The organism is Flavobacterium sp. C4GT6, from assembly GCF_036347315.1.
Classification (GTDB): Bacteria; Bacteroidota; Bacteroidia; order Flavobacteriales; family Flavobacteriaceae; genus Flavobacterium.
The window spans coordinates 65,575-85,558 of record NZ_JAZGZU010000015.1 but is presented as its reverse complement, the minus strand read 5'-3'; the positions used below and the strand labels follow the sequence as shown (position 1 = coordinate 85,558).

The following is a 19,984-nucleotide window of genomic DNA, read 5'->3' as shown; positions in this document are numbered from 1 at the left end:
TGCCGTTAAAACAAGGTTATTCTTTAAATTCCCCCATTTTACTATACTTATCCATCCTTTTCTCAATCAGCTCCTCTGTTGATAAGTCTTTAAGTTCTTTATGTGCTTTTAAGATGAATTTCTTTACACTTTCGAAAGTGGTCTCTCTGTCATAGTGAGCACCTCCAAGTGGTTCAGGAATAATATCATCAATAAGCTTTTGTTTTTTCATGTCAAAAGAAGTAAGCTTTAATGCCTCAGCAGCCTGCTCCTTAAACTCCCAGCTTCTCCAAAGGATTGAAGAACACGATTCTGGCGAAATTACAGAGTACCATGTGTTTTCCAGCATGAATACTTTGTCTCCAACACCAATACCTAATGCTCCACCGGAAGCACCCTCACCTACTATAACGGTAATAACAGGTGTTTTAAGGCGTACCATCTCAAAAATATTTCTTGCAATGGCTTCTCCCTGTCCTCTTTCCTCTGCCTCAAGCCCTGGGTATGCACCCGGAGTATCTACTAGAGTGATTACAGGAATACCAAACTTCTCGGCCATTTTCATAAGGCGAAGCGCTTTACGATATCCTTCAGGGTTAGCCATACCAAAGTTTCTGTATTGTCTTGTTTTGGTATTGAAACCTTTTTGCTGACCTACTATCATAAACGACTGATCGCCTATTTTTGCAAGTCCGCCCACCATTGCTTTATCATCTTTAAAGCTACGGTCTCCAAACAGCTCAAGGAAAGTTCCGTCAGACAGAGCCTTGATGTAATCCATTGTATACGGACGACTAGGATGTCTTGAAAGCTGAACCCTTTGCCATGCAGATAGGTTCTTATATATGCTTTTCTTAGTTTCTTCTAACTTTTTCTCAATTTGCTTACATGTATTAGATACATCCACATCCGATTCCTGACCAATTAGTGTGCATTTATCTAACTGATCTTCAAGCTCTTTAATCGGAAGCTCAAAATCTAAGTATTCCATAGTACAGGCAGATTTTTTAATATAGTTCGAACTACAAAGATAGAATTTTACCTTTAGAAAGAAAGAATTATATTTTTTTAAGTTTGTTTTTTGGGTAATTCTTTATTACCCCATTGAGTATCACAGTGCTAAGAATTATAGCAGCTCCTAAATAAAATGCAGGGCTCATTTTTTCGTCCCCTTTAAACACCAAAACCGCAAGAATTATCCCATAAACAGGTTCCAGGTTTATAGTAAGCATAACGGTGTATGGGCTTAAAAACTTCATTACCTTAACCGATGCTATAAATGCATAAGCCGTACATGCAGATGCCAGTACAAACAGCCACAACCAGTCATCTGTCGTAAGCGAGAAAAACTGAGGTGTAAAGTTACCTGCAAACAACATATATATAGTAAGGAAGAAAACTCCTCCCAGCAATTCCCAAAACGATACCTGAGTTGCATTATGCTTTACTGCATATTTACCGTTGATAACCGAGAAGGTTGCCGACAGGAATGCCGATGATAATGCCAACAGTATACCATACAGGTAGTCGCCTTCAAAACTAAATATAATGTATAGCCCGGCTACTACGAATAACCCGAACATTACCTCATACCATATTACCTTTCTCCCATAAAGGAGCGGCTCCAGTAATGAGGTAAAAAAGGCTCCGGTAGAAAGACATGCCAGTGTGACCGATACATTAGACACCTTTATAGCCTTAAAAAAGGTAAACCAGTGCATTGCAATAACAAGCCCTGCAAACAGAAAACCTACCAGTGTTTTACCGGGTACTTTTAATGAAACTTTTGCGATTTTTGCATACAGCAAAACGAGTAGTACTGCGATACCCATTCTATACCACACAAGTGGAAGGGCATCAATCGTAATTTGTTTTCCGATAACAGCAGTAAACCCCCATATAAATACTATTAAATGAAGGTGTAAATAACTTTTTAATTTATCTCCGGGCATTTCTTAAAAGGAAAATAGCTAAAATACCAAAGGTTACATTTGGGATCCAAACAGCCAGAAGCGGTGACATACTTGATTTCTCTCCCATTGTACCAAAAACTTTATCAAAAAACACATACGAAAACGCTAAACCAATTCCCATGGCAAGGTTTACTCCCATACCTCCCCTTCGCTTCATGGAAGATACGGCTACGGCGATAATAGTAAGGATAAATGCCGAAACGGGTATACTATACTTTTTATATTTTACAACCAGGTAACTGTCAATGTTAGCTGATCCTCTTTTCTTTTCTTTCTCAATAAATTTGTTTAATTCGCCAAGCGTCATAGTCTCGGCAACATAAACCGTTGGGGTAAGTTCATCGGGTTCAAAAGGCAGTTTCATTACTTTTTGCGACTCCCTTACAATTACATCATTAGTAGCCCCATCTCCTACAATCCTTTTATTATAACCATATAAGGTATAAGTACTGTCTTTAGGATTCCAGGTAATAGTATTGGCATTAATTTTAGAGATGAGCTTATCTCCTCTATATGTTTCAAGATTAAATTTACTTCCTGATTTATTCATATAGTTAAAAGCTCCTACATATATGGTTTGAGTATCATTTACCTGCTTGTATACCTGATCACTCTCCCTAATCTTGGCATTATTCTTTAAATAGGTATACCTAAAATCATTAAATCCTTTACTGGCTTTTGGCACAAAAAAGAATCCCATAACCAGTGCAAGTAGTGATATAAATGTAGCTCCTATAAGATAAGGCCTTAGAAATCGCATAAACGATATACCCGACCCCAATATGGCAATAATCTCTGTATTATTAGCCAGCTTAGATGTAAACCATATTACCGAAAGGAACAGAAATATAGGGAACAGCATATTGGCAAAATACAGGGTAAAGTCACCATAATAACCTGCAACCTCTGCAAAGGGTACTTTTTTAGCCAGTATTTTGTTTATTTTTTCCGATACGTCTATAACAATCCCTATGGGGATAAACATAAGCAACATTACAAAAAACGTTGCCAGGTATCTTTTTAAAATGTACCAGTCTATTATTTTCACTCCGGTTCGTTTTGAATATAGTTACAGCCTTTGGCTCATTTGTTTTACCATTTTTTCTTTCCACTCACGGAAATCTCCCGCTAAGATATGTTTTCTTGCCTCACGAACCAACCACATATAGAAACCAAGGTTGTGTATGGTTGCTATTTGTTTTCCTAAAAATTCGTTTGCAGCAAAAAGGTGTCTTAGGTATGCTTTAGAGTATTCGGTATCTACAAAAGTGATGCCCATTTCGTCAATAGGAGAAAAATCATCCTCCCATTTCTTATTTTTAATGTTAATACTACCGTTTGCTGTAAACAACATACCGTTACGGGCATTACGTGTAGGCATAACACAGTCAAACATATCTATACCAAGGGCTATATTCTCTAATATATTAATAGGAGTACCTACTCCCATAAGGTAACGAGGCTTATCTTCCGGAAGTATATTACACACCACCTCACTCATTGCATACATCTCCTCTGCCGGTTCGCCTACAGACAGTCCGCCAATAGCATTACCTACAGCCCCTGCGTTAGCGATATACTCGGCCGATTGTGCTCTTAAATCCTTATAAGTACTACCCTGTACAATTGGGAAAAATGCCTGATCGTAACCATACTTTACCGGAACTTTTTCAAGGTGGGTAATACAACGGTCCAGCCAACGGTGCGTCATGTGCATGGAGCGTTTTGCATAACGGTAATCACAAGGGTATGGTGTACACTCGTCAAACGCCATAATAATATCAGCTCCAATGGTACGCTGAATTTCCATTACGCTTTCGGGTGAGAAAAAGTGGTACGAACCGTCTATATGTGATTTGAATTTAACTCCTTCTTCCTTAATCTTACGGTTCCCCGATAACGAATATACCTGGTACCCTCCACTATCGGTAAGGATATTTCTGTCCCAGTTCATAAACTTATGAAGTCCTCCAGCTTTTTCCAGTATTGGGGTTTGCGGACGCAGGTACAGGTGGTAAGTGTTACCTAAAATTATATCGGGATTAATATCGTTTTTAAGCTCACGCTGATGCACTCCCTTTACGGTAGCTACGGTGCCAACCGGCATAAAAATAGGCGTTTCTATTGGTCCGTGGTCGGTAGTAATTAAACCGGCCCTAGCTTTAGACTGAGGATCTTTGGTAATTAAATCAAATTTCATATTCCGTTTTTACAAGGCGCAAAGATAGGTAATAGATAATAACAAAATATACTAAATTAATTTAACTCAAAACAACAAAACTACTACTAAAAATATTTTACTTTTTTTGTTAAATTTGCATAAATCACCTTACGTATGAATCAACATAAAAGCTTAATTCGAATATCTGAATTATTATCTCGATTTAAAATCGAAGTCTCACTTTTGAATTCAAATGCATTATTAGATATAAATATCATTTCTGAAGATATATTAATCCCAATATTTAACATAATCTTCAATTGTAATTTACAAAATGCTAAATACTCAAAAGATGACAGTAATTTTCCTTCCTTAGATTTACTCGACGAATCAAAAAGAATTGCTTTACAAATTACATCTACATCTGACCTACAAAAAGTAAAAAAAACTCTCAAGGGGATAGTAAAAAATGACTTTTATAAAAATTTTGATACTTTTTATATTTATATAATTACTCAAAAACAAAAAACATATGATGAGACAATCATAGATAATACAACTGAGAATTTATTCAAATTCACAAAACAAAATATTCTTGATGAAAAAGATTTATACAAACTAATATCATCTCTCCCCTACGATAAAATACAAACTATAGAATCAATTCTAGAAAATCAATTTAGTGATTTGAAAAAAAATGAGCAACAAATACAGAATAATATTTTAAATATCACTAATAAACTAAGTGATGATTTTGAACAGAAATTAATTACTACTCAACTAGAAGGAAACTACAGACTTCGCCAAAAACTCATAGAAAAAAGGATTTTTTTAGAAGAAAAGCTTTCAGTAATTAGCGATGCTAATCAAGAATTCAGTTTATTTAAAATAATTGAAGAAACAAACCTTAAGATTCAAGCTTTAAATGATGAAATCTCTGAAACCCTAACCTTAATAAAATGACAACATGTTTAATGAAACTGATAAAAAAATAATTGAAACTGAGATTCAAGGACTTAAAGAAACCAAATTAGAATTAATTAAAAAACTAAACGTTTTAAACATAGCGCACGTTAACCTTTCAGATCCAGATCAATTACATTCAAATCAAATAAAAATTAATGAGATTAAAAGTAGAATAGAAGAAAATGATAATTTAATTTCAGAAAAAAAAGTATTTCTACAAGAAAAAAGCTTAGAGCCTTTAAGTAATGACACTAAAAATGATCTAACAAAAGCCATAGAGATATACAAACAAGAATCAAACAAACTTAGCTACGGATCTACAAAAGAAGATTTTAAAAGGATACTTGATTTAAAAACAAAAATATTTGACGAATTATTCGATGATTCTGACAAAAAATTAAGTTTTGTATCATCAAAAAAAGAGTTAATGCATTCATCGGTTTTATTTGAAACTATATACTCAAGTGAAACTTTAGCTCAAACAACAGTATTAGAAATCCAAAAAATTAGAGAAGAAGTAGATAATTACAAGTGGTACGATCGCAGCATAATTGTCAGCTCACTAACCCTAAGTCTTTTAAATTTTAAATTTGATGAAAAAAAAGCTAATCTGCTTTTAGATTTTTTAACCGATTTTGAAACAAATGTCTGGGAAAGAGCACTAGTAGGTTTAGTCACTTCAATTATCTATCAAAAAAACAGGGGTTGGCAAAGATCAAATGTATTTATGAATAGACTTGAATCTCTTCAAAACAATGAAAAAATTCAAAAAGGCTTAAAGACAATTGATTTAGTTTTAAAAAACCAGACTTACAAACATACATTTTTTAATGAAAATATCTATGAAATAGATTTATTTAAAAACCCTATGAATAGTTTTGTTCCTTTTTATGAGAATAATGAGATTATGAATAATGCTATAGAAAACGCCGAGTACAGTTTTGATATTGATGATTTTCAAGAATACGTCACTACATTACCTCTCATGAGTTCTCATAAATACACATTATGCCTTGCCTTAAGCGAAGGAAAACTTTCAAAATCTACTTTAGAAACAAAAACAGCAATTAAATTTAATAATAGCCTAGCCCTATCCGACATCCTAGCCCCTTACCAAAACTTGTTTAGTGAGTATTACTATTTTTTTAATTTTTTCCCCGAAAAATCAAAAAGCGATATTCTAAATAAGCAAATTAGTATAACAGATACTCATTTAAAAAAGATAATCCTGAATAAAATTAATCAACTATTAATAGAAGGAAATTCAGATTATCACAATAAAAAATACAAGTCAGCTATAAGTAAATACGAACAAGTCATAAAGATTGAAACTGACAATAAAGAAGCTCGTTGGCAATTAGGAAATTGCTATTATTACATAAATAATATAAAGCTAGCGTTAGGTCATTTTGAAAGCATTGAAAATACTGAAAATATAAACAAAGATATTTTCTATAAAATAGCAATATGCCATAATCGTAAAAAAAACTATATCAAGTCAAACGAATATGCTCTAAAACTTGAAGAAACTAAAAAACATCAAAATTATGAACTTCTATCATTAATAAGTGATAACTATTTTGAAATAAATGAAAAAGACAAATCTCTTGCTTATTTAAAAAAAGCAGAGGAGAAGACTATAGACGATTTAGATTTGCGTTTATTAGCCGAGAGGTATAATCAAGCATCTGAATTTATTGATGCTGAAAGAGTTATTAAAGAAGCTATTAACTTAAACCCAAAAAATTATGGGCATTGGCTTGAACTGGCAGATATAAAATGTAATACTTTCAGTTGGACTGAAGGACTTGAAGCTGTAAAAGAATCTGAAAAATTAAACAATGATAAAGATTACAATAAAGCTAGTGTAAAGATGACCCATGGAAGAATATTATTATTTTCTGGAAATAATATTCTGGAAGCTAAAAATCTTTTTGAACAAGCTCTAAAACATAAGGATAGTCCTAAAGAATTACTATACGGTAATTTAGGACATTTTTATTTAACACAAGATAATGAAGAAGAATACATTAAAAATTATCTTGAATGCATTAAAATACTAAAAGATAAAAAAGATTTTGAAGATCGAATGACCAAAGATTTAAAGTATCTCATAAACTTAGGTATAAGTAAAGAAAAATACATATCAATCAAAAACCAAATAATTTCATTGTATACAGAAACCAAATAAATTTGTTATTTTTTATTGATTATAAAACAAAAATTTGCAAAACGGCTGCAAAAAATAAAATTGTTAAGCATTTGTTGCCGCCTGTAAACAATAATCTATCTTAAAAATAGTACTCCTATTAATAGAAAGACGTTAACTTAACCATTAAAAAAACTGCTTTAAAAACATAAACAACTAATAATCAAAAAGAATCGCCTTTACAAAACTCAAGCAAACGTTTTGCAAAACAGTTGCAAAACACTGACATTGACAATGACATTGAATATGATAATGATATTGAAATGAAAAGAGGGGTATGGGGAGAAAAACAGTAAAAAAACGGTTTACTGAAACGGCTTTTTCAGTAAGTGAAATTAATTTGCCAGTAGCAAAAATAAGAATTACTTTTGCATCCAGTTTAACTTATTAGAAAAATGAAGGCTAACACACAACAACTAAACGATTTAACGATTCAGGTAAGAAGGGACATCCTTCGAATGGTTCATGCGGTAAACTCAGGACACCCCGGAGGTTCGCTTGGATGTGCTGAATTTATGGTAGCACTTTACCAGGAACTTATGGACCGTAAGGAAGGTTTTGACATGGACGGAATTAACGAAGATATCTTTTTCCTTTCTAACGGACACATCTCTCCTGTATTTTACAGCGTGCTTGCAAGAAGCGGATACTTCCCTGTATCAGAGCTTGCTACGTTCCGTCACATTAACTCAAGGCTTCAGGGTCACCCAACAACTCATGAAGGACTTGAAGGTGTAAGAATCGCATCTGGATCACTTGGACAGGGACTTAGCGTTGCTGTAGGTGCAGCCCAGACAAAAAAATTAAACAATGACAATCACCTTGTGTACAGCCTTCACGGTGATGGTGAGCTACAGGAAGGTCAAAACTGGGAAGCTATCATGTATGCTGCTGCTTACAAAGTAGACAACATTATCGCTACGGTTGACCTTAACGGAAAACAAATTGACGGCCCTACAGACGAGGTTCTTAACATGGGAAGCCTTAGAGCTAAGTTTGAAGCCTTTGGATGGGATGTTCTTGACATTGAAAAAGGTAATGACATGGAGGCTGTTGTAGCCGGAATGACCGAAGCTAAAGCTAAAACAGGTAAAGGAAAACCGGTTTGTGTATTGCTTCATACCGAAATGGGTAACGGTGTAGACTTTATGATGCATACTCATGCATGGCATGGTAAAGCTCCTAACGACGAGCAACTTGAAAAAGCTTTAGCTCAAAACCCTGAAACTTTAGGAGATTATTAATAGAAGATTTGAGATAACAGATATGGGATTTGAGATTTCTGAATTCTCACTACTCAATTCTCACTACTAATTTTAGCAAAATGAAAAAATACACAAATACAGGAAATAAAGATACTCGTTCTGGTTTTGGCGCTGGCCTTACAGAACTTGGTAAAACAAACGAAAATGTTGTTGCCCTTTGTGCTGACCTTATCGGGTCGCTTAAAATGGACGACTTTAAAGCTAACCATCCTGAGCGTTTCTTTCAGGTAGGTATTGCCGAAGCCAACATGATTGGTATGGCTGCAGGTATGACAATAGGTGGTAAAATTCCTTACACAGGTACTTTTGCCAACTTCTCTACAGGTAGGGTTTATGACCAAATCCGTCAGGCGGTTGCTTATTCAGATAAAAATGTAAAAATATGTGCATCTCACGCCGGTTTAACACTAGGTGAAGACGGTGCCACACACCAAATACTTGAAGACATAGGTTTGATGAAAATGCTTCCAGGCATGACTGTAATCAATACTTGTGATTATAATCAAACTAAAGCGGCTACTATCGCTATTGCAGAGCACCACGGTCCTGTATACCTACGTTTCGGTCGTCCTTCTGTACCAAACTTCACTCCGGAGAACGGAGAGTTTGTAATTGGTAAAGCTGTGATGTTAAACGAAGGTACAGATGTTACTATTGTTGCTACAGGTCACCTTGTATGGGAAGCACTTGTTGCTGCTGAGGCTCTTGAGGCTAAAGGTATCTCTGCAGAGGTTATTAACATCCACACTATTAAGCCACTTGACGAGGAAGCTATCCTTAAATCGGTTGCTAAAACAGGATGTGTAGTTACTGCAGAAGAGCACAATGTTCTTGGTGGTCTTGGTGAGAGCGTTGCACGTACACTTGCTGCAAACAACCCTGCTCCACAGGAATTTGTTGCTGTTAACGACAGTTTTGGTGAAAGTGGTACTCCTGCCCAGCTTATGGACAAGTACAAACTTAACAACGAAGCTATTGTTGCTGCTGTAGAAAAAGTAATCAAGAGAAAATAATTCTCCCTTACAATACATTAAAGATCCCAACCTTGCGGTTGGGATTTTTTTTATTCAAAAACTAAATACCTTAACATATTCAAACCACAACTAAACCTGTAAATAATTATTTATCAAACACATATGTTAAATAATTTTAACTTACTTACTCGAATTAATTACTCTTTTTATCGAAAATAAAACAACCCTACCTTTAAAATGCATAGTTTAAAAGAATTAACAGGTAAACCATTTAATTTTTTAATATTATGCGAAAATTTCTTTTATTGCCCGTATTTTGCCTTACCGTATTGGCAACAAGCTGTTCTTCTGACGACAGCGTACAAATGAATGAGGACTATTCAAATTTTACAACTAAAGTTGCAAAATGTACAAACATTGAAGATTTAGAACACGGAGCCGTGCTTTTAGGCAATAACATATTGTTCTATTGGAACAAAGGCAATCTGTTAAGGATTGTAGGCCGAACTTACACCAGTAAACTTGAAATCAAGAACAGAGGATGTACAGGCTCTACCTCAATAACAAGCTACACTATTGACCTTCTTAACTCAGAAACCTACACCCTAAATGGTGGTGTACCAGCACCTACATTCCCGGCAGGAGGTACTGATAACTGTTTCCAATACAGATACACAGTAACAAGTTATGACGGATTAAATCAATTCTGTTATACTGAAAGTGAGTGGTTTGATTTTCCAAATTAATTAAATATAATTTATAAAAAAAAGCCTCTGCAATTGCAGAGGCTTTTTAAAATCTTTTCTTTATTACTTAGTCTATTTCCTGATGACATGCAGAATCAAGGTGTAATTTGATTCCGCTGCTGCAGGTAGGTATATTTTCAAAATCATAAACCTCGTCAGTACCCGGTATGGTAATCTCGTCTCTTGTTGGGTAACCGTCGTTATCATCATCTGCATCAAGATAGTTAGGGTAACCATCACCATCAGTATCATAGGTTAAAATATCTCCGTCTTCAGGGTCTATCTCATAACGGTTTGGAATACCATCACCATCTGAGTCAAAAATATTCATATCATACAGTTTAAAGCTAAATACAAGCGGACTGTATGAAGGGATATTAACCTGAGCATTTGCATAGTAACCAAAAGCAGACGGCAAGAACATTACCCCTGCTCCATAATCGGTAAAATTAGCCGGATTTGGGTCACCCGGAATATCATTATAAACCCCTGTTTTAAATAAAGGAATTATTTCCTGCCATCCGGTAATAAGGCCGAATAACGAATTAAAACTTTCAGGATACGGGTTGTAATCAAACTGAACATCATCCAGCCTCCAGCCTCTGTAAGCTACTTTTACCTGATCGTATTTTGTTGGGCTCTCCCCTACACCTTCATTAAGTACAAGGTAATATAAAGTATGATCTACTTCATCAAGAGTAACAACCTTAGTCATTAAAGGATATTCTGTTTGATCCCAAATAGATGTTTGCGGATTATCCTCGGTTATAGAATCTATAACTATAGTAAAATCTTCATCAACACTAACTATATAATGAGTATTAAGGTAATTTTCTAAATCAGCCTTATCGGTCACATATTGCTCACCATAATCTCTTGGCGGAGCTATGGAAGTATCGTCATCCTTTTTACATGAACCTAAAAAAGTTAAAGACAACAGGCTTAAAGCCATCAAACATCTCTTCATTTTAATTTTTTTTAATGGGCGCAAGATACAATTTTCATTTATTTTTGTATTGCTTTATAACAATGAATTTAAGGATTTAGTATGAGGATAGATAAATATTTATGGTGCATTCGCTACTATAAAACCCGCAATATTGCAACCGAAGCCTGCAAGAAAGGACATATAACTATAAACGGGCAGCAGGCAAAACCATCGCGTGAGGTATACCCTACCGATAAACTTACCGTAAGAAAAGACCAGATAAACTATAAGCTTACTGTTTTAGACATTCCGCCAAACCGTGTAGGGGCTAAACTTGTGGATATTTACCGTAAAGACGAAACTCCGGCAGAAGCGTTTGAACACCTGGAACTACTTAAACTGTCTAAAGATTATTACCGTGCTAAAGGTACCGGACGCCCTACTAAGAAAGACAGGCGCGACCTGGACGATTATGCCGATGATTTTGACGACAATTTCATTACCGGAGAGGATAGCGAAATATAGCTTTTAAAAGCTTCATTATACCCAAACACTTTTTATCTTTGAAGAACTAAAACAATACCCATGAAAAATATAATCCTTACACAACAGGAAATAGAACATAAAACAAAAAGAATTGCCTACCAGATATATGAAACCTTTGTAGATGAAAAGGAAATTGTTATTGCCGGAATTGCATCTAACGGTTATGTTTTTGCTGAAAAACTGGCTAAAATGGTAGACGAGATCTCTGACCTAAAGGTTACCCTGTGTGAGGTAAAAATAAATAAGCAAAACCCAATTGAGGAAGTAATCACCTCTATTCCTGCCGAAGAATATGCTAACAAAGCCCTTGTACTGGTAGATGATGTACTTAACAGCGGCACTACCCTTATATATGGCGTTAAGCATTTTCTTCATGTTCCGCTTAAAAAATTCAAAACCGCGGTACTTGTAGACCGCAACCACAAGCAATACCCCGTTAAAGCCGACTTTAAAGGGCTATCGCTTTCTACCTCACTACAGGAACATATACATGTAGTATTTAATGATAATGAAGAGTATGCCTATTTAAGCTAAGCTTAAAACAGGCTCATAATCTCATTAACTATATTCTCGGTTGTTTTACCATCTGTCAGGATTACATGTTTTGACTGATGGTAAAAATAACTACGATCAAACAAATGTTTGGCTACAAACTCCTCCTGCTCCTCTGGCGGTTGTTTATCAAACAACGGTCTTCCGCCACCGTCTGCCCTTAATCTCTTTAATAGTTCGGGTATACTAGCCTTTAAATATATCGACATAACATCGTCACGCTTTAAAAACTCATGGTTATTGGCATAACAGGGCGTTCCACCCCCTAAGGCAAGTATTAAACCTTTATCGTCGCTTAGAACGGCTTTAAGAGCTTCATGTTCCATTTTGCGAAATTTTATCTCTCCGTCCTCCGAAAATATATCGGAAACGCTTTTTTGAGCATTTTCTTCTATAATATCATCCAAATCCCTGTAGGGAATTCCCGATGCTTTTGATAATAACTGAGCAATTGTTGACTTTCCGGAGGCCATGTAGCCTGACAGCAAAATTTTTTTCATATAATAAATCCCTATAAATTAAGGCGTTAAATAAATTAATAAAAAAAAACTCAAATTTATGACATTTTCGCTTTGAATTATAAAGAATACATGCGTATATTTGCACCCGCATTCAGGGAATGAATAATGACTCGATAGCTCAGTTGGTAGAGCACAACACTTTTAATGTTGGGGTCCTGGGTTCGAGCCCCAGTCGGGTCACTAAGAAAGACCAAAATTATTTATCCCTGAAAGCAATGACTCGATAGCTCAGTTGGTAGAGCACAACACTTTTAATGTTGGGGTCCTGGGTTCGAGCCCCAGTCGGGTCACAAAAAAGTTAGGCGTTCTTTTATGCTTAACTTTTTTTTTTGCTTTATACCCAACGGCCATGTGGAGGAATTGGTAGACTCGCCATCTTGAGGGGGTGGTGCTGTAAGGCGTGCTGGTTCGAATCCAGTCATGGTCACAAACAACAAAAAGCCTGAGAATTTAGCTTCTCAGGCTTTTTGTTGTTTAATATACCTCCTTTTCAAATTCAAACTTATAATTATCAACATCTAATTAAACCTTTATCTAACTAACCCTGATTTACATACAACCTTCGGGGTTTTGCATACAAATTCCTAAATGTTAGTAGCTAATTTTGACCTATTAACATTTAACAGTATGAAAATGAAGAAAATAAATTTAGGAAGCGAAGGTCTAACTGTACCTAATATAGGCTTAGGCTGTATGGGTATGACAGGTTTTGAAGACGGAAACATGTATGGAGAGGCTAATGAGCAGGAAGCTATTGCCACTATTCACAGATCGCTTGAGCTTGGTGGTAATTTTTTAGACACTGCCGATTTGTATGGACCTTTTAAAAACGAACAGTTAATTGCTAAAGCTATAAGCGGCAACAGGGATAAATACATTATCGCATCAAAATTTGGTTGGGAAATAGATGATAACAACAAAGTGACCTGGGCTATTAACGGTAAAAAAGAATATGTAAAAAAATCGGTAGAGCGTTCCCTTAAAAACCTAAATACAGATTATATTGATTTGTATTACATGCACCGACTTGACAAAAACACGCCTATAGAAGAAACTGTAGAGGCAATGAGCGAACTGGTGAAAGAAGGGAAAGTGGGTTATCTCGGGCTATCTGAAGTATCATCAGAAACTGTAAAAAGAGCCCATGCTGTTCACCCTATTACAGCAGTACAGAGTGAATATTCGTTATTTGAGCGTACAACAGAAGAACGCGGCATACTTAACACCTTAAACGAGCTTGGAATAGGGTTTGTTGCTTACTCACCATTAGGGCGTGGCTTTTTATCAGGACAGATAAGAAGTATTGATGACCTGCCGGAAAATGATTTTCGCCGTGCCATCCCCCGTTTTCAGGAAGCTTACTTTCACAAGAATATTGAATTAGTGAAAGCAATAGAAACAATGGCCGAAGAGAAAAACATTACCTCATCTCAGTTGGCATTGGCATGGATTATAAGTAAGGGGATTTTACCTATACCGGGTACTAAAAGAAGAAAATATTTAGAAGAAAATATAACAGCGACCGAAATTGAATTGAATGAGGCTGATTTACTAAAGCTTGAAAGTATAGTGCCACTGGGTACTGATACCGGAAATCCATACGACGAATTTAGTATGGGGCTTATTGACTAAAGTAAGCATAGCGGTTGCATCTTTGAGAATACAACCGCTATGTTACACAATTAAAATATTTAAATTAGAGCTATGAATGCTATCAAATCTATATCAGAGTTTCACAGGCTACTCTCTTTACCCGAGCCGCGTCATCCGTTAGTAAGTGTGATTAACCTTGCAGAAAGTATTTTTTTGGAAGATGACATATGGAAAGGTTTTGTAAACCGGTTTTATTGTGTAGCCCTTAAAAGAGAGGCTAAGGGTAAAATACGATACGGTCAGTTACATTATGATTACGATAAAGGTGTTCTGAGCTTTACCGCTCCTAATCAGGTTCAATACCTGGATGTAAATACCGTAGAGTGCGGATTAGGTTACCTGCTTATTTTCCATCCTGATATTTTACTGGGCCATCCTTTAGTAAGTAAAATGAATAGCTACAACTTTTTCTCTTATGCTGTAAACGAAGCACTACACCTTTCTGCCGAAGAAGAGGAAGACCTTATTACTATATTAAAAAAGATTGATACAGAATGCCAGCATATTGATAAATACACTCAGGAAATAATCCTCTCGCAAATCGAATTGTTACTTAATTATTCCAACCGATTTTACGAAAGGCAGTTTATTACCCGTAAAAATCACAACAATCAACTGATTGCCAAATTTGAAAATCTCATTGATGAGTATTTTGACAGTAACACAAGCACACAACCAGAGCTGTTAACAGTACAACGCATAGCCGAACTAATGAACCTGTCTCCTAACTACCTTAGTGATTTACTGCGTATGCATACAGGACAAAATACCCAACAACATATACATCAAAAGTTAATTGAAAAGGCAAAGGAAAAACTATCGACCACAAATTTATCGGTAAGCGAAATTGCTTTTACATTAGGTTTTGAGCACGCACAATCGTTTAGTACACTCTTTAAAAAGAAAACCAGTTTATCTCCTGTTGAATTCAGGAAAACGTTTAACTGACAGTAAAGAATACCCATAACAAATTAACTAAACCCGTTTTGTAACGGGTTTTATTTTTTAATACCTTTCCTGTATTCTCCAAACATAGCAGGTTTCGGATTTTATAACCGCTCAATGATTAAGAAATTTGCAGTATAAGATTCAGAGAAATGGAAAAACAAGATCAACTTAATTACGAGAGGATTGCAAAAGCGATTGAGTACATAAAGAAAAACTTCAAATCGCAGCCCAGTCTGGATGAAATTGCAGATAAGGTACATATCAGTCAGTCGCATTTTCAAAAAATGTTTACTAACTGGGCTGGTACAAGCCCTAAAAAATTCCTTCAGTTTATAAGTATTGAGTATGCAAAAAAAATACTCAAAGAAGAAAAGGCTACTTTGTTTGATACTGCTCACGAAACCGGACTTTCAAGCACCAGCAGACTGCATGACCTGTTTATAAACATAGAGGGAATGACACCTATGGAATATAAAAACGGTGGTAAAAACCTGCAAATAAACTACAGTTTTGCCGAGAGTCCGTTTGGTTCATTAATAGTCGCCTCCACTCCAAAAGGAATTTGTTATATGGCTTTTGAAAATAATGATGAAGTGGCATTAAAAAACCTGCATAATAAATTCCCTAACGCTGCATTTCAGCGTAAACTGGACTTAATGCAACAAAATGCATTGTTCATTTTCCAAAACGACTGGAGTAAACTAAACAAGATAAAACTGCATTTAAAAGGCACTGATTTTCAGTTAAAGGTTTGGGAAAGCCTGTTAAAGATTCCAATGGGAGGTCTTTCAACCTACGGCAGGCTGGCCGAAAGCATAGGCAACCCAAACGCATCGAGAGCTGTTGGGACAGCTATAGGCAGCAATCCTGTAGCTTACCTCATCCCGTGTCACAGGGTAATACATTCTACCGGAAACTTTGGGGAATACATGTGGGGAAGCACCCGTAAAACGGCTATTATTGGCTGGGAAGGCGCTAAGGTTGATTCGCAAATCTAAAAAGGTAAACCAATGCAGGATATCATTCAGAAAATAGAGAATATAGATTGGAAAACGATTACCGAAACAATGCACCAAAACGGTTATGCAATTATTCATAATTTACTTTCGGGAGAGCAATGCGAAACATTAAAAAACAATTACGATAATTCAAACCTGTATCGTAAAACGGTAACAATGGCCAGGTATCGCTTTGGCTTAGGCGAATACAAGTATTTTACTTATCCGTTACCCGATATTATTCAAACTGTAAGGACAAACATTTACCCTCACCTCGCTCCTATTGCCAACGCCTGGTTTAAAGCGTTGAAGATAGATGTATCTTTTCCGTCAAATCACGAAGAGCTGCTTAGGCAATGCCATGAAAACGGACAGGAAAAAGCCACCGTACTGATTTTAAAATACGGCAAAGGTGGTTTTAATACTTTGCATCAGGATTTATATGGTGATATATATTTCCCTATTCAGGTTGTTTTTATACTTGACGAACCCGATACCGACTTTACAGGCGGTGAGTTTGTGCTCACACAACAAATCCCGAGGGCTCAGTCTAAAGCCATAGTATTGAAACCCAAAAAAGGCGATGTATTGATTTTTACCACAAACTTTAAACCCGAAAAAGGCAGCAAGGGCTATTACAGGGTTAATATGAAACACGGCGTTAGCGAAGTAAAATCGGGTAACCGCCACAGCTTAGGGATTATTTTTCACGATGCTGTTAGCTAATCATGATACAACATATTGAAATATCTGATATATCTTTAAGGTCTAAAATTAAGAACGGAGAAATAAGCCTTGGAGGAAATAAAAAGCTTAAAATCTACGGACTTTTATCCTGCAAGTCAGGAAAACGGATGAAACAGCAAAACAGGGTTTTCTTCAGTTCTGAACAGGAGGCCAGAGAGAATCAGTTCCGTCCCTGTGGGCATTGCATGAAAACGGAATACAAAAAATGGAAAGATGGACTTATTTGACCAAACAACCGGTAAAGAAAAAAACTGGCTTCCGTATGAGGGTACAGTCAATTATTACGGTAGGATATTAAACCGGAAGCAAGCCGACTTTTATCTGAAAAAACTTTTGGAAACCATTGAATGGCGAAATGATGAAGCAGTAATTTTCGGGAAAAGGATAATAACCAAACGTAAGGTAGCCTGGTATGGAGAAAAGCCGTTTGAATACACTTACTCCAACACCACAAAACATGCTCTGCCATGGACAAAAGAGTTACAGGAACTAAAACTTTTGACGGAAAAGGAAACAGGCGAAACGTTTAACTCCTGCCTGCTTAACCTGTACCACGACGGAAATGAAGGCATGGCTTGGCATAGTGACGGTGAAACAGACCTAAAGAAAAACGGTGCAATAGGTTCGCTAAGTTTTGGTGCAGAAAGAAAATTTGCTTTTAAACACAAGGAAAGCAAAGAGAAAATAGACCTCTTTTTAAAACACGGTAGCTTATTGGTAATGAAAGATACCACACAAGAGCATTGGCTTCACCGGTTACCACCTACAAAAAAGATTACTACTCCACGGGTAAACCTAACCTTTAGAACTATTGAAGAGTAAAATATCTGATAGTAATACGATATTGGTCACAAAATATGAAAACCTTGTACATTGATTTGTACAAGGTTTTTTTTATTGCATTTACGTGTATTCCGCAATAAAAAAATTGGCAATAAATTCGTGTTATATTTTTTATTAAATTAGTATACATGTAGTTAGCCTCTACAATCCAACCTTAATTTTAACTAAAAAACCAACCCATGAAAAAACTTTTATTCTACCTGTTGCTTTGTTTTACCTGTTTCAATATTCAGGCTCAAAACAAAAGTAAAAGTCAAAATCCAAACATACTTGTTATTATGTCTGACGATATGGGTTGGCAAAACCTCAGTATTTATGGTTTAGGTACAATGGGATATACCACGCCTAATATAGACCGTATAGGCCGCGAGGGTATTGTATTTACCGATCATTATGCACAGCCATCGTGTACAGCCGGCAGGGCATCTTTTATAACGGGTCAGTATCCTATAAGAAGCGGAATGACAACCGTAGGACGTCCGGGCGATGAACTGGGTCTGCAAAAAGAATCCCCTACACTGGCAGAAGTCCTTAAAACACAGGGGTATGTTTGCGGACAGTTTGGAAAAAACCACTTGGGCGACCATAATGAAAATCTCCCTACAGTACATGGTTTTGACGAATTTTACGGAAACCTGTACCATCAAAACGTATCGGAAGAATTAGAGAACAATGACTACCCTACCGATCCTGAGTATAGAAAAAACTGGGGACCACGTGGTGTTATTCATTCTTTCGCTTCAACAAAAGATGATGGCGCTACCGATAAGCGTTTTGGCAGAATAGGAAAACAAACAGTCGAAGACGTTGGGCCACTTACTTTGGAGTGGATGAAAACAATTGACAAGGATTTCTTTGGCAGAGCACAGCAATTCATGAAAGATGCCAGTGACGATAACAAACCTTTCTTTGTTTGGTTAAACCCTGTAAGGATGCACATGCACACACATCTTTCTAATGAGTCACGATACTTAGCCCGCGAATATACATCTGGCGACGATATGTATGGTAGTGGAGTTATGGAACACGACCAGATGGTTGGTGAACTTCTTGACTATATGGAAAAAAATGGCTTACTTGAAAATACAATTGTTATTTATACAACAGATAACGGACCTGAACAGGAAGCCATGTTCCATTCGGGCGTTACACCTTTCAGGGGTGATAAAATGACTACTTACGAAGGTGGCCTTAGAGTACCAACACTGGTAATGTGGCCCGGACACATAAAACCGGGACAATACTTAAACGGTATTCAAACACACATGGACTTGTTTACATCATTAGCTGCTGCTGCCGGAGTTAAAGATGTACGCAAAAAAATTATCAATGAGAAAAAACAATATATAGATGGCGTTAATAATCTTGACTACTGGTTAGGAGAAACTAAAAAAAGTTATCGAAACAATTTCCTGTATTTCTATGAATCTAACCTAATGGCTATTCGCATGGGGAACTGGAAAGTAAATTTCCAGACAACCGAAAATTATTATGGTGCTTACACCAAACTTAAATTCCCGTTAATGTTTAACCTCAGGATGGATCCGTTTGAAAGATATGAGAATACCGATGCTCAAACATGGGCTATACAGTCAAAACAGTTTGTAAACGACTTTATAATGATGAACCTTAATGATTTTAAAAATTCGATGGTCGATTATCCTCCCGTACAACGAGCCAAATCAATTGACTTTAGCGGAATGCTGGACAAAATAATGACCGACGTAAACAGTAGCGGTCATTAATTTCGTAAATCTGTTTTCTTGATACATAAAAACCGCTATTAAGCGGTTTTTGTTTTTAATACTTATAAGTACATTGCGCCTTTAAACTAAGTAATACCTGCACTTAAATAAGCATCAAGCGGGAGTATACACACTATAAACAACACTTGTGTTGAACCTAAAACAGACCTTGTATATAAATACCGGAACATTGAAGAAGGACAAATTTTAATGTTACCTCAAGAAGTAAA

General features: G+C 36.1%; 20 protein-coding genes and 3 tRNA genes. 17 read left to right on the top strand and 6 right to left on the bottom strand.

The genetic code is table 11. From position 1 onward, the window contains the following. Positions 1-16 precede the first annotated feature (16 nt). From V3Z67_RS15290 to tgt, 4 genes are all read right to left on the bottom strand, one after another. Positions 17-970 carry an acetyl-CoA carboxylase carboxyltransferase subunit alpha gene (locus tag V3Z67_RS15290; RefSeq protein ID WP_330123372.1) on the bottom strand — a complete coding sequence of 318 codons (954 nt, stop codon included), beginning with the start codon at positions 968-970 and terminating at the stop codon, positions 17-19. 67 nt (positions 971-1,037) lie between these two features. After that, on the bottom strand, positions 1,038-1,931 hold the full coding sequence (locus V3Z67_RS15285; RefSeq protein WP_330444136.1) for a DMT family transporter: 894 nt from the start codon (positions 1,929-1,931) through the stop codon (positions 1,038-1,040). Next, the gene (locus V3Z67_RS15280; protein ID WP_330444135.1) at positions 1,918-3,000 is read right to left on the bottom strand and encodes an LptF/LptG family permease; all 1,083 of its coding nucleotides are present in this window, start codon (positions 2,998-3,000) and stop codon (positions 1,918-1,920) included. Before V3Z67_RS15280 ends, V3Z67_RS15285 begins: the two co-directional genes overlap by 14 nt. A 21-nt stretch (positions 3,001-3,021) precedes the next feature. Then, positions 3,022-4,152, bottom strand: coding sequence for a tRNA guanosine(34) transglycosylase Tgt (tgt, locus tag V3Z67_RS15275; RefSeq protein WP_330444134.1), 1,131 nt, complete (start codon positions 4,150-4,152; stop codon positions 3,022-3,024). 135 nt (positions 4,153-4,287) lie between these two features. Between tgt and V3Z67_RS15270 the strand changes: the two genes are divergently transcribed. The 5 genes from V3Z67_RS15270 (at position 4,288) to V3Z67_RS15250 (ending at position 10,273) form a co-directional block, all read left to right on the top strand. Continuing rightward, a complete protein-coding gene (locus V3Z67_RS15270; RefSeq protein WP_330444133.1) occupies positions 4,288-5,076 on the top strand; it encodes an SMEK domain-containing protein in 789 nt (262 codons plus the stop codon). Between the two features lie 4 nt (positions 5,077-5,080). Beyond that, complete coding sequence (locus V3Z67_RS15265; protein WP_330444132.1) at positions 5,081-7,270, top strand: tetratricopeptide repeat protein; 2,190 nt, start codon at positions 5,081-5,083, stop codon at positions 7,268-7,270. Between the two features lie 413 nt (positions 7,271-7,683). Continuing rightward, positions 7,684-8,532: a transketolase gene (locus V3Z67_RS15260; protein WP_330444131.1), complete on the top strand. Its 849-nt coding sequence runs from the start codon at positions 7,684-7,686 to the stop codon at positions 8,530-8,532. An 80-nt stretch (positions 8,533-8,612) separates the two neighbouring features. Further along, on the top strand, positions 8,613-9,566 hold the full coding sequence (locus V3Z67_RS15255) for a transketolase family protein (RefSeq protein WP_035135841.1): 954 nt from the start codon (positions 8,613-8,615) through the stop codon (positions 9,564-9,566). Between the two features lie 248 nt (positions 9,567-9,814). Further along, entirely contained in the window at positions 9,815-10,273 is a 459-nt protein-coding gene (locus V3Z67_RS15250) for a hypothetical protein (RefSeq protein ID WP_330444130.1), read from the top strand. A gap of 67 nt (positions 10,274-10,340) precedes the next feature. Here the strand turns inward: V3Z67_RS15250 and V3Z67_RS15245 are convergent, their stop codons facing one another. Next, positions 10,341-11,240, bottom strand: coding sequence for an FKBP-type peptidylprolyl isomerase (locus V3Z67_RS15245; protein ID WP_330444129.1), 900 nt, complete (start codon positions 11,238-11,240; stop codon positions 10,341-10,343). An 81-nt stretch (positions 11,241-11,321) separates the two neighbouring features. On the opposite strand from V3Z67_RS15245, the gene V3Z67_RS15240 reads away from it, so the two are divergent. Beyond that, complete coding sequence (locus tag V3Z67_RS15240) at positions 11,322-11,726, top strand: RNA-binding S4 domain-containing protein (protein ID WP_330444128.1); 405 nt, start codon at positions 11,322-11,324, stop codon at positions 11,724-11,726. A gap of 60 nt (positions 11,727-11,786) precedes the next feature. After that, positions 11,787-12,281: a phosphoribosyltransferase family protein gene (locus V3Z67_RS15235; RefSeq protein WP_330444127.1), complete on the top strand. Its 495-nt coding sequence runs from the start codon at positions 11,787-11,789 to the stop codon at positions 12,279-12,281. A 2-nt stretch (positions 12,282-12,283) separates the two neighbouring features. Here V3Z67_RS15235 and V3Z67_RS15230 read toward each other — a convergent pair whose 3' ends face one another. Next, positions 12,284-12,799, bottom strand: coding sequence for a shikimate kinase (locus V3Z67_RS15230; RefSeq protein WP_330444126.1), 516 nt, complete (start codon positions 12,797-12,799; stop codon positions 12,284-12,286). Between the two features lie 128 nt (positions 12,800-12,927). On the opposite strand from V3Z67_RS15230, the gene V3Z67_RS15225 reads away from it, so the two are divergent. The 10 genes from V3Z67_RS15225 (at position 12,928) to V3Z67_RS15180 (ending at position 19,754) form a co-directional block, all read left to right on the top strand. Beyond that, a tRNA-Lys gene (locus V3Z67_RS15225) sits at positions 12,928-13,000 on the top strand. A 37-nt stretch (positions 13,001-13,037) separates the two neighbouring features. Further along, a tRNA-Lys gene (locus V3Z67_RS15220) sits at positions 13,038-13,110 on the top strand. 55 nt (positions 13,111-13,165) lie between these two features. After that, positions 13,166-13,247: transfer RNA gene (locus tag V3Z67_RS15215), tRNA-Leu, on the top strand. 206 nt (positions 13,248-13,453) lie between these two features. Beyond that, the gene (locus V3Z67_RS15210; RefSeq protein WP_330444125.1) at positions 13,454-14,452 is read left to right on the top strand and encodes an aldo/keto reductase; all 999 of its coding nucleotides are present in this window, start codon (positions 13,454-13,456) and stop codon (positions 14,450-14,452) included. A 72-nt stretch (positions 14,453-14,524) separates the two neighbouring features. Beyond that, on the top strand, positions 14,525-15,421 hold the full coding sequence (locus V3Z67_RS15205; protein ID WP_330444124.1) for a helix-turn-helix domain-containing protein: 897 nt from the start codon (positions 14,525-14,527) through the stop codon (positions 15,419-15,421). A gap of 149 nt (positions 15,422-15,570) precedes the next feature. Further along, positions 15,571-16,419, top strand: coding sequence for a bifunctional helix-turn-helix domain-containing protein/methylated-DNA--[protein]-cysteine S-methyltransferase (locus tag V3Z67_RS15200; RefSeq protein ID WP_330444123.1), 849 nt, complete (start codon positions 15,571-15,573; stop codon positions 16,417-16,419). 12 nt (positions 16,420-16,431) lie between these two features. Then, entirely contained in the window at positions 16,432-17,145 is a 714-nt protein-coding gene (locus V3Z67_RS15195; protein WP_330444122.1) for a 2OG-Fe(II) oxygenase, read from the top strand. A 2-nt stretch (positions 17,146-17,147) separates the two neighbouring features. Next, positions 17,148-17,393, top strand: a complete 246-nt coding sequence (locus tag V3Z67_RS15190) for an Ada metal-binding domain-containing protein (RefSeq protein WP_330444121.1) — start codon at positions 17,148-17,150, stop codon at positions 17,391-17,393. Then, positions 17,380-17,988 (top strand): alpha-ketoglutarate-dependent dioxygenase AlkB family protein, encoded by a 609-nt coding sequence (locus tag V3Z67_RS15185; RefSeq protein WP_330444120.1) that lies wholly within the window; start codon positions 17,380-17,382, stop codon positions 17,986-17,988. The genes V3Z67_RS15190 and V3Z67_RS15185 overlap by 14 nt, the downstream gene beginning before the upstream one ends. Before the next feature lie 200 nt (positions 17,989-18,188). Then, positions 18,189-19,754 (top strand): arylsulfatase, encoded by a 1,566-nt coding sequence (locus tag V3Z67_RS15180; RefSeq protein ID WP_330444119.1) that lies wholly within the window; start codon positions 18,189-18,191, stop codon positions 19,752-19,754. Positions 19,755-19,984 lie beyond the last annotated feature (230 nt).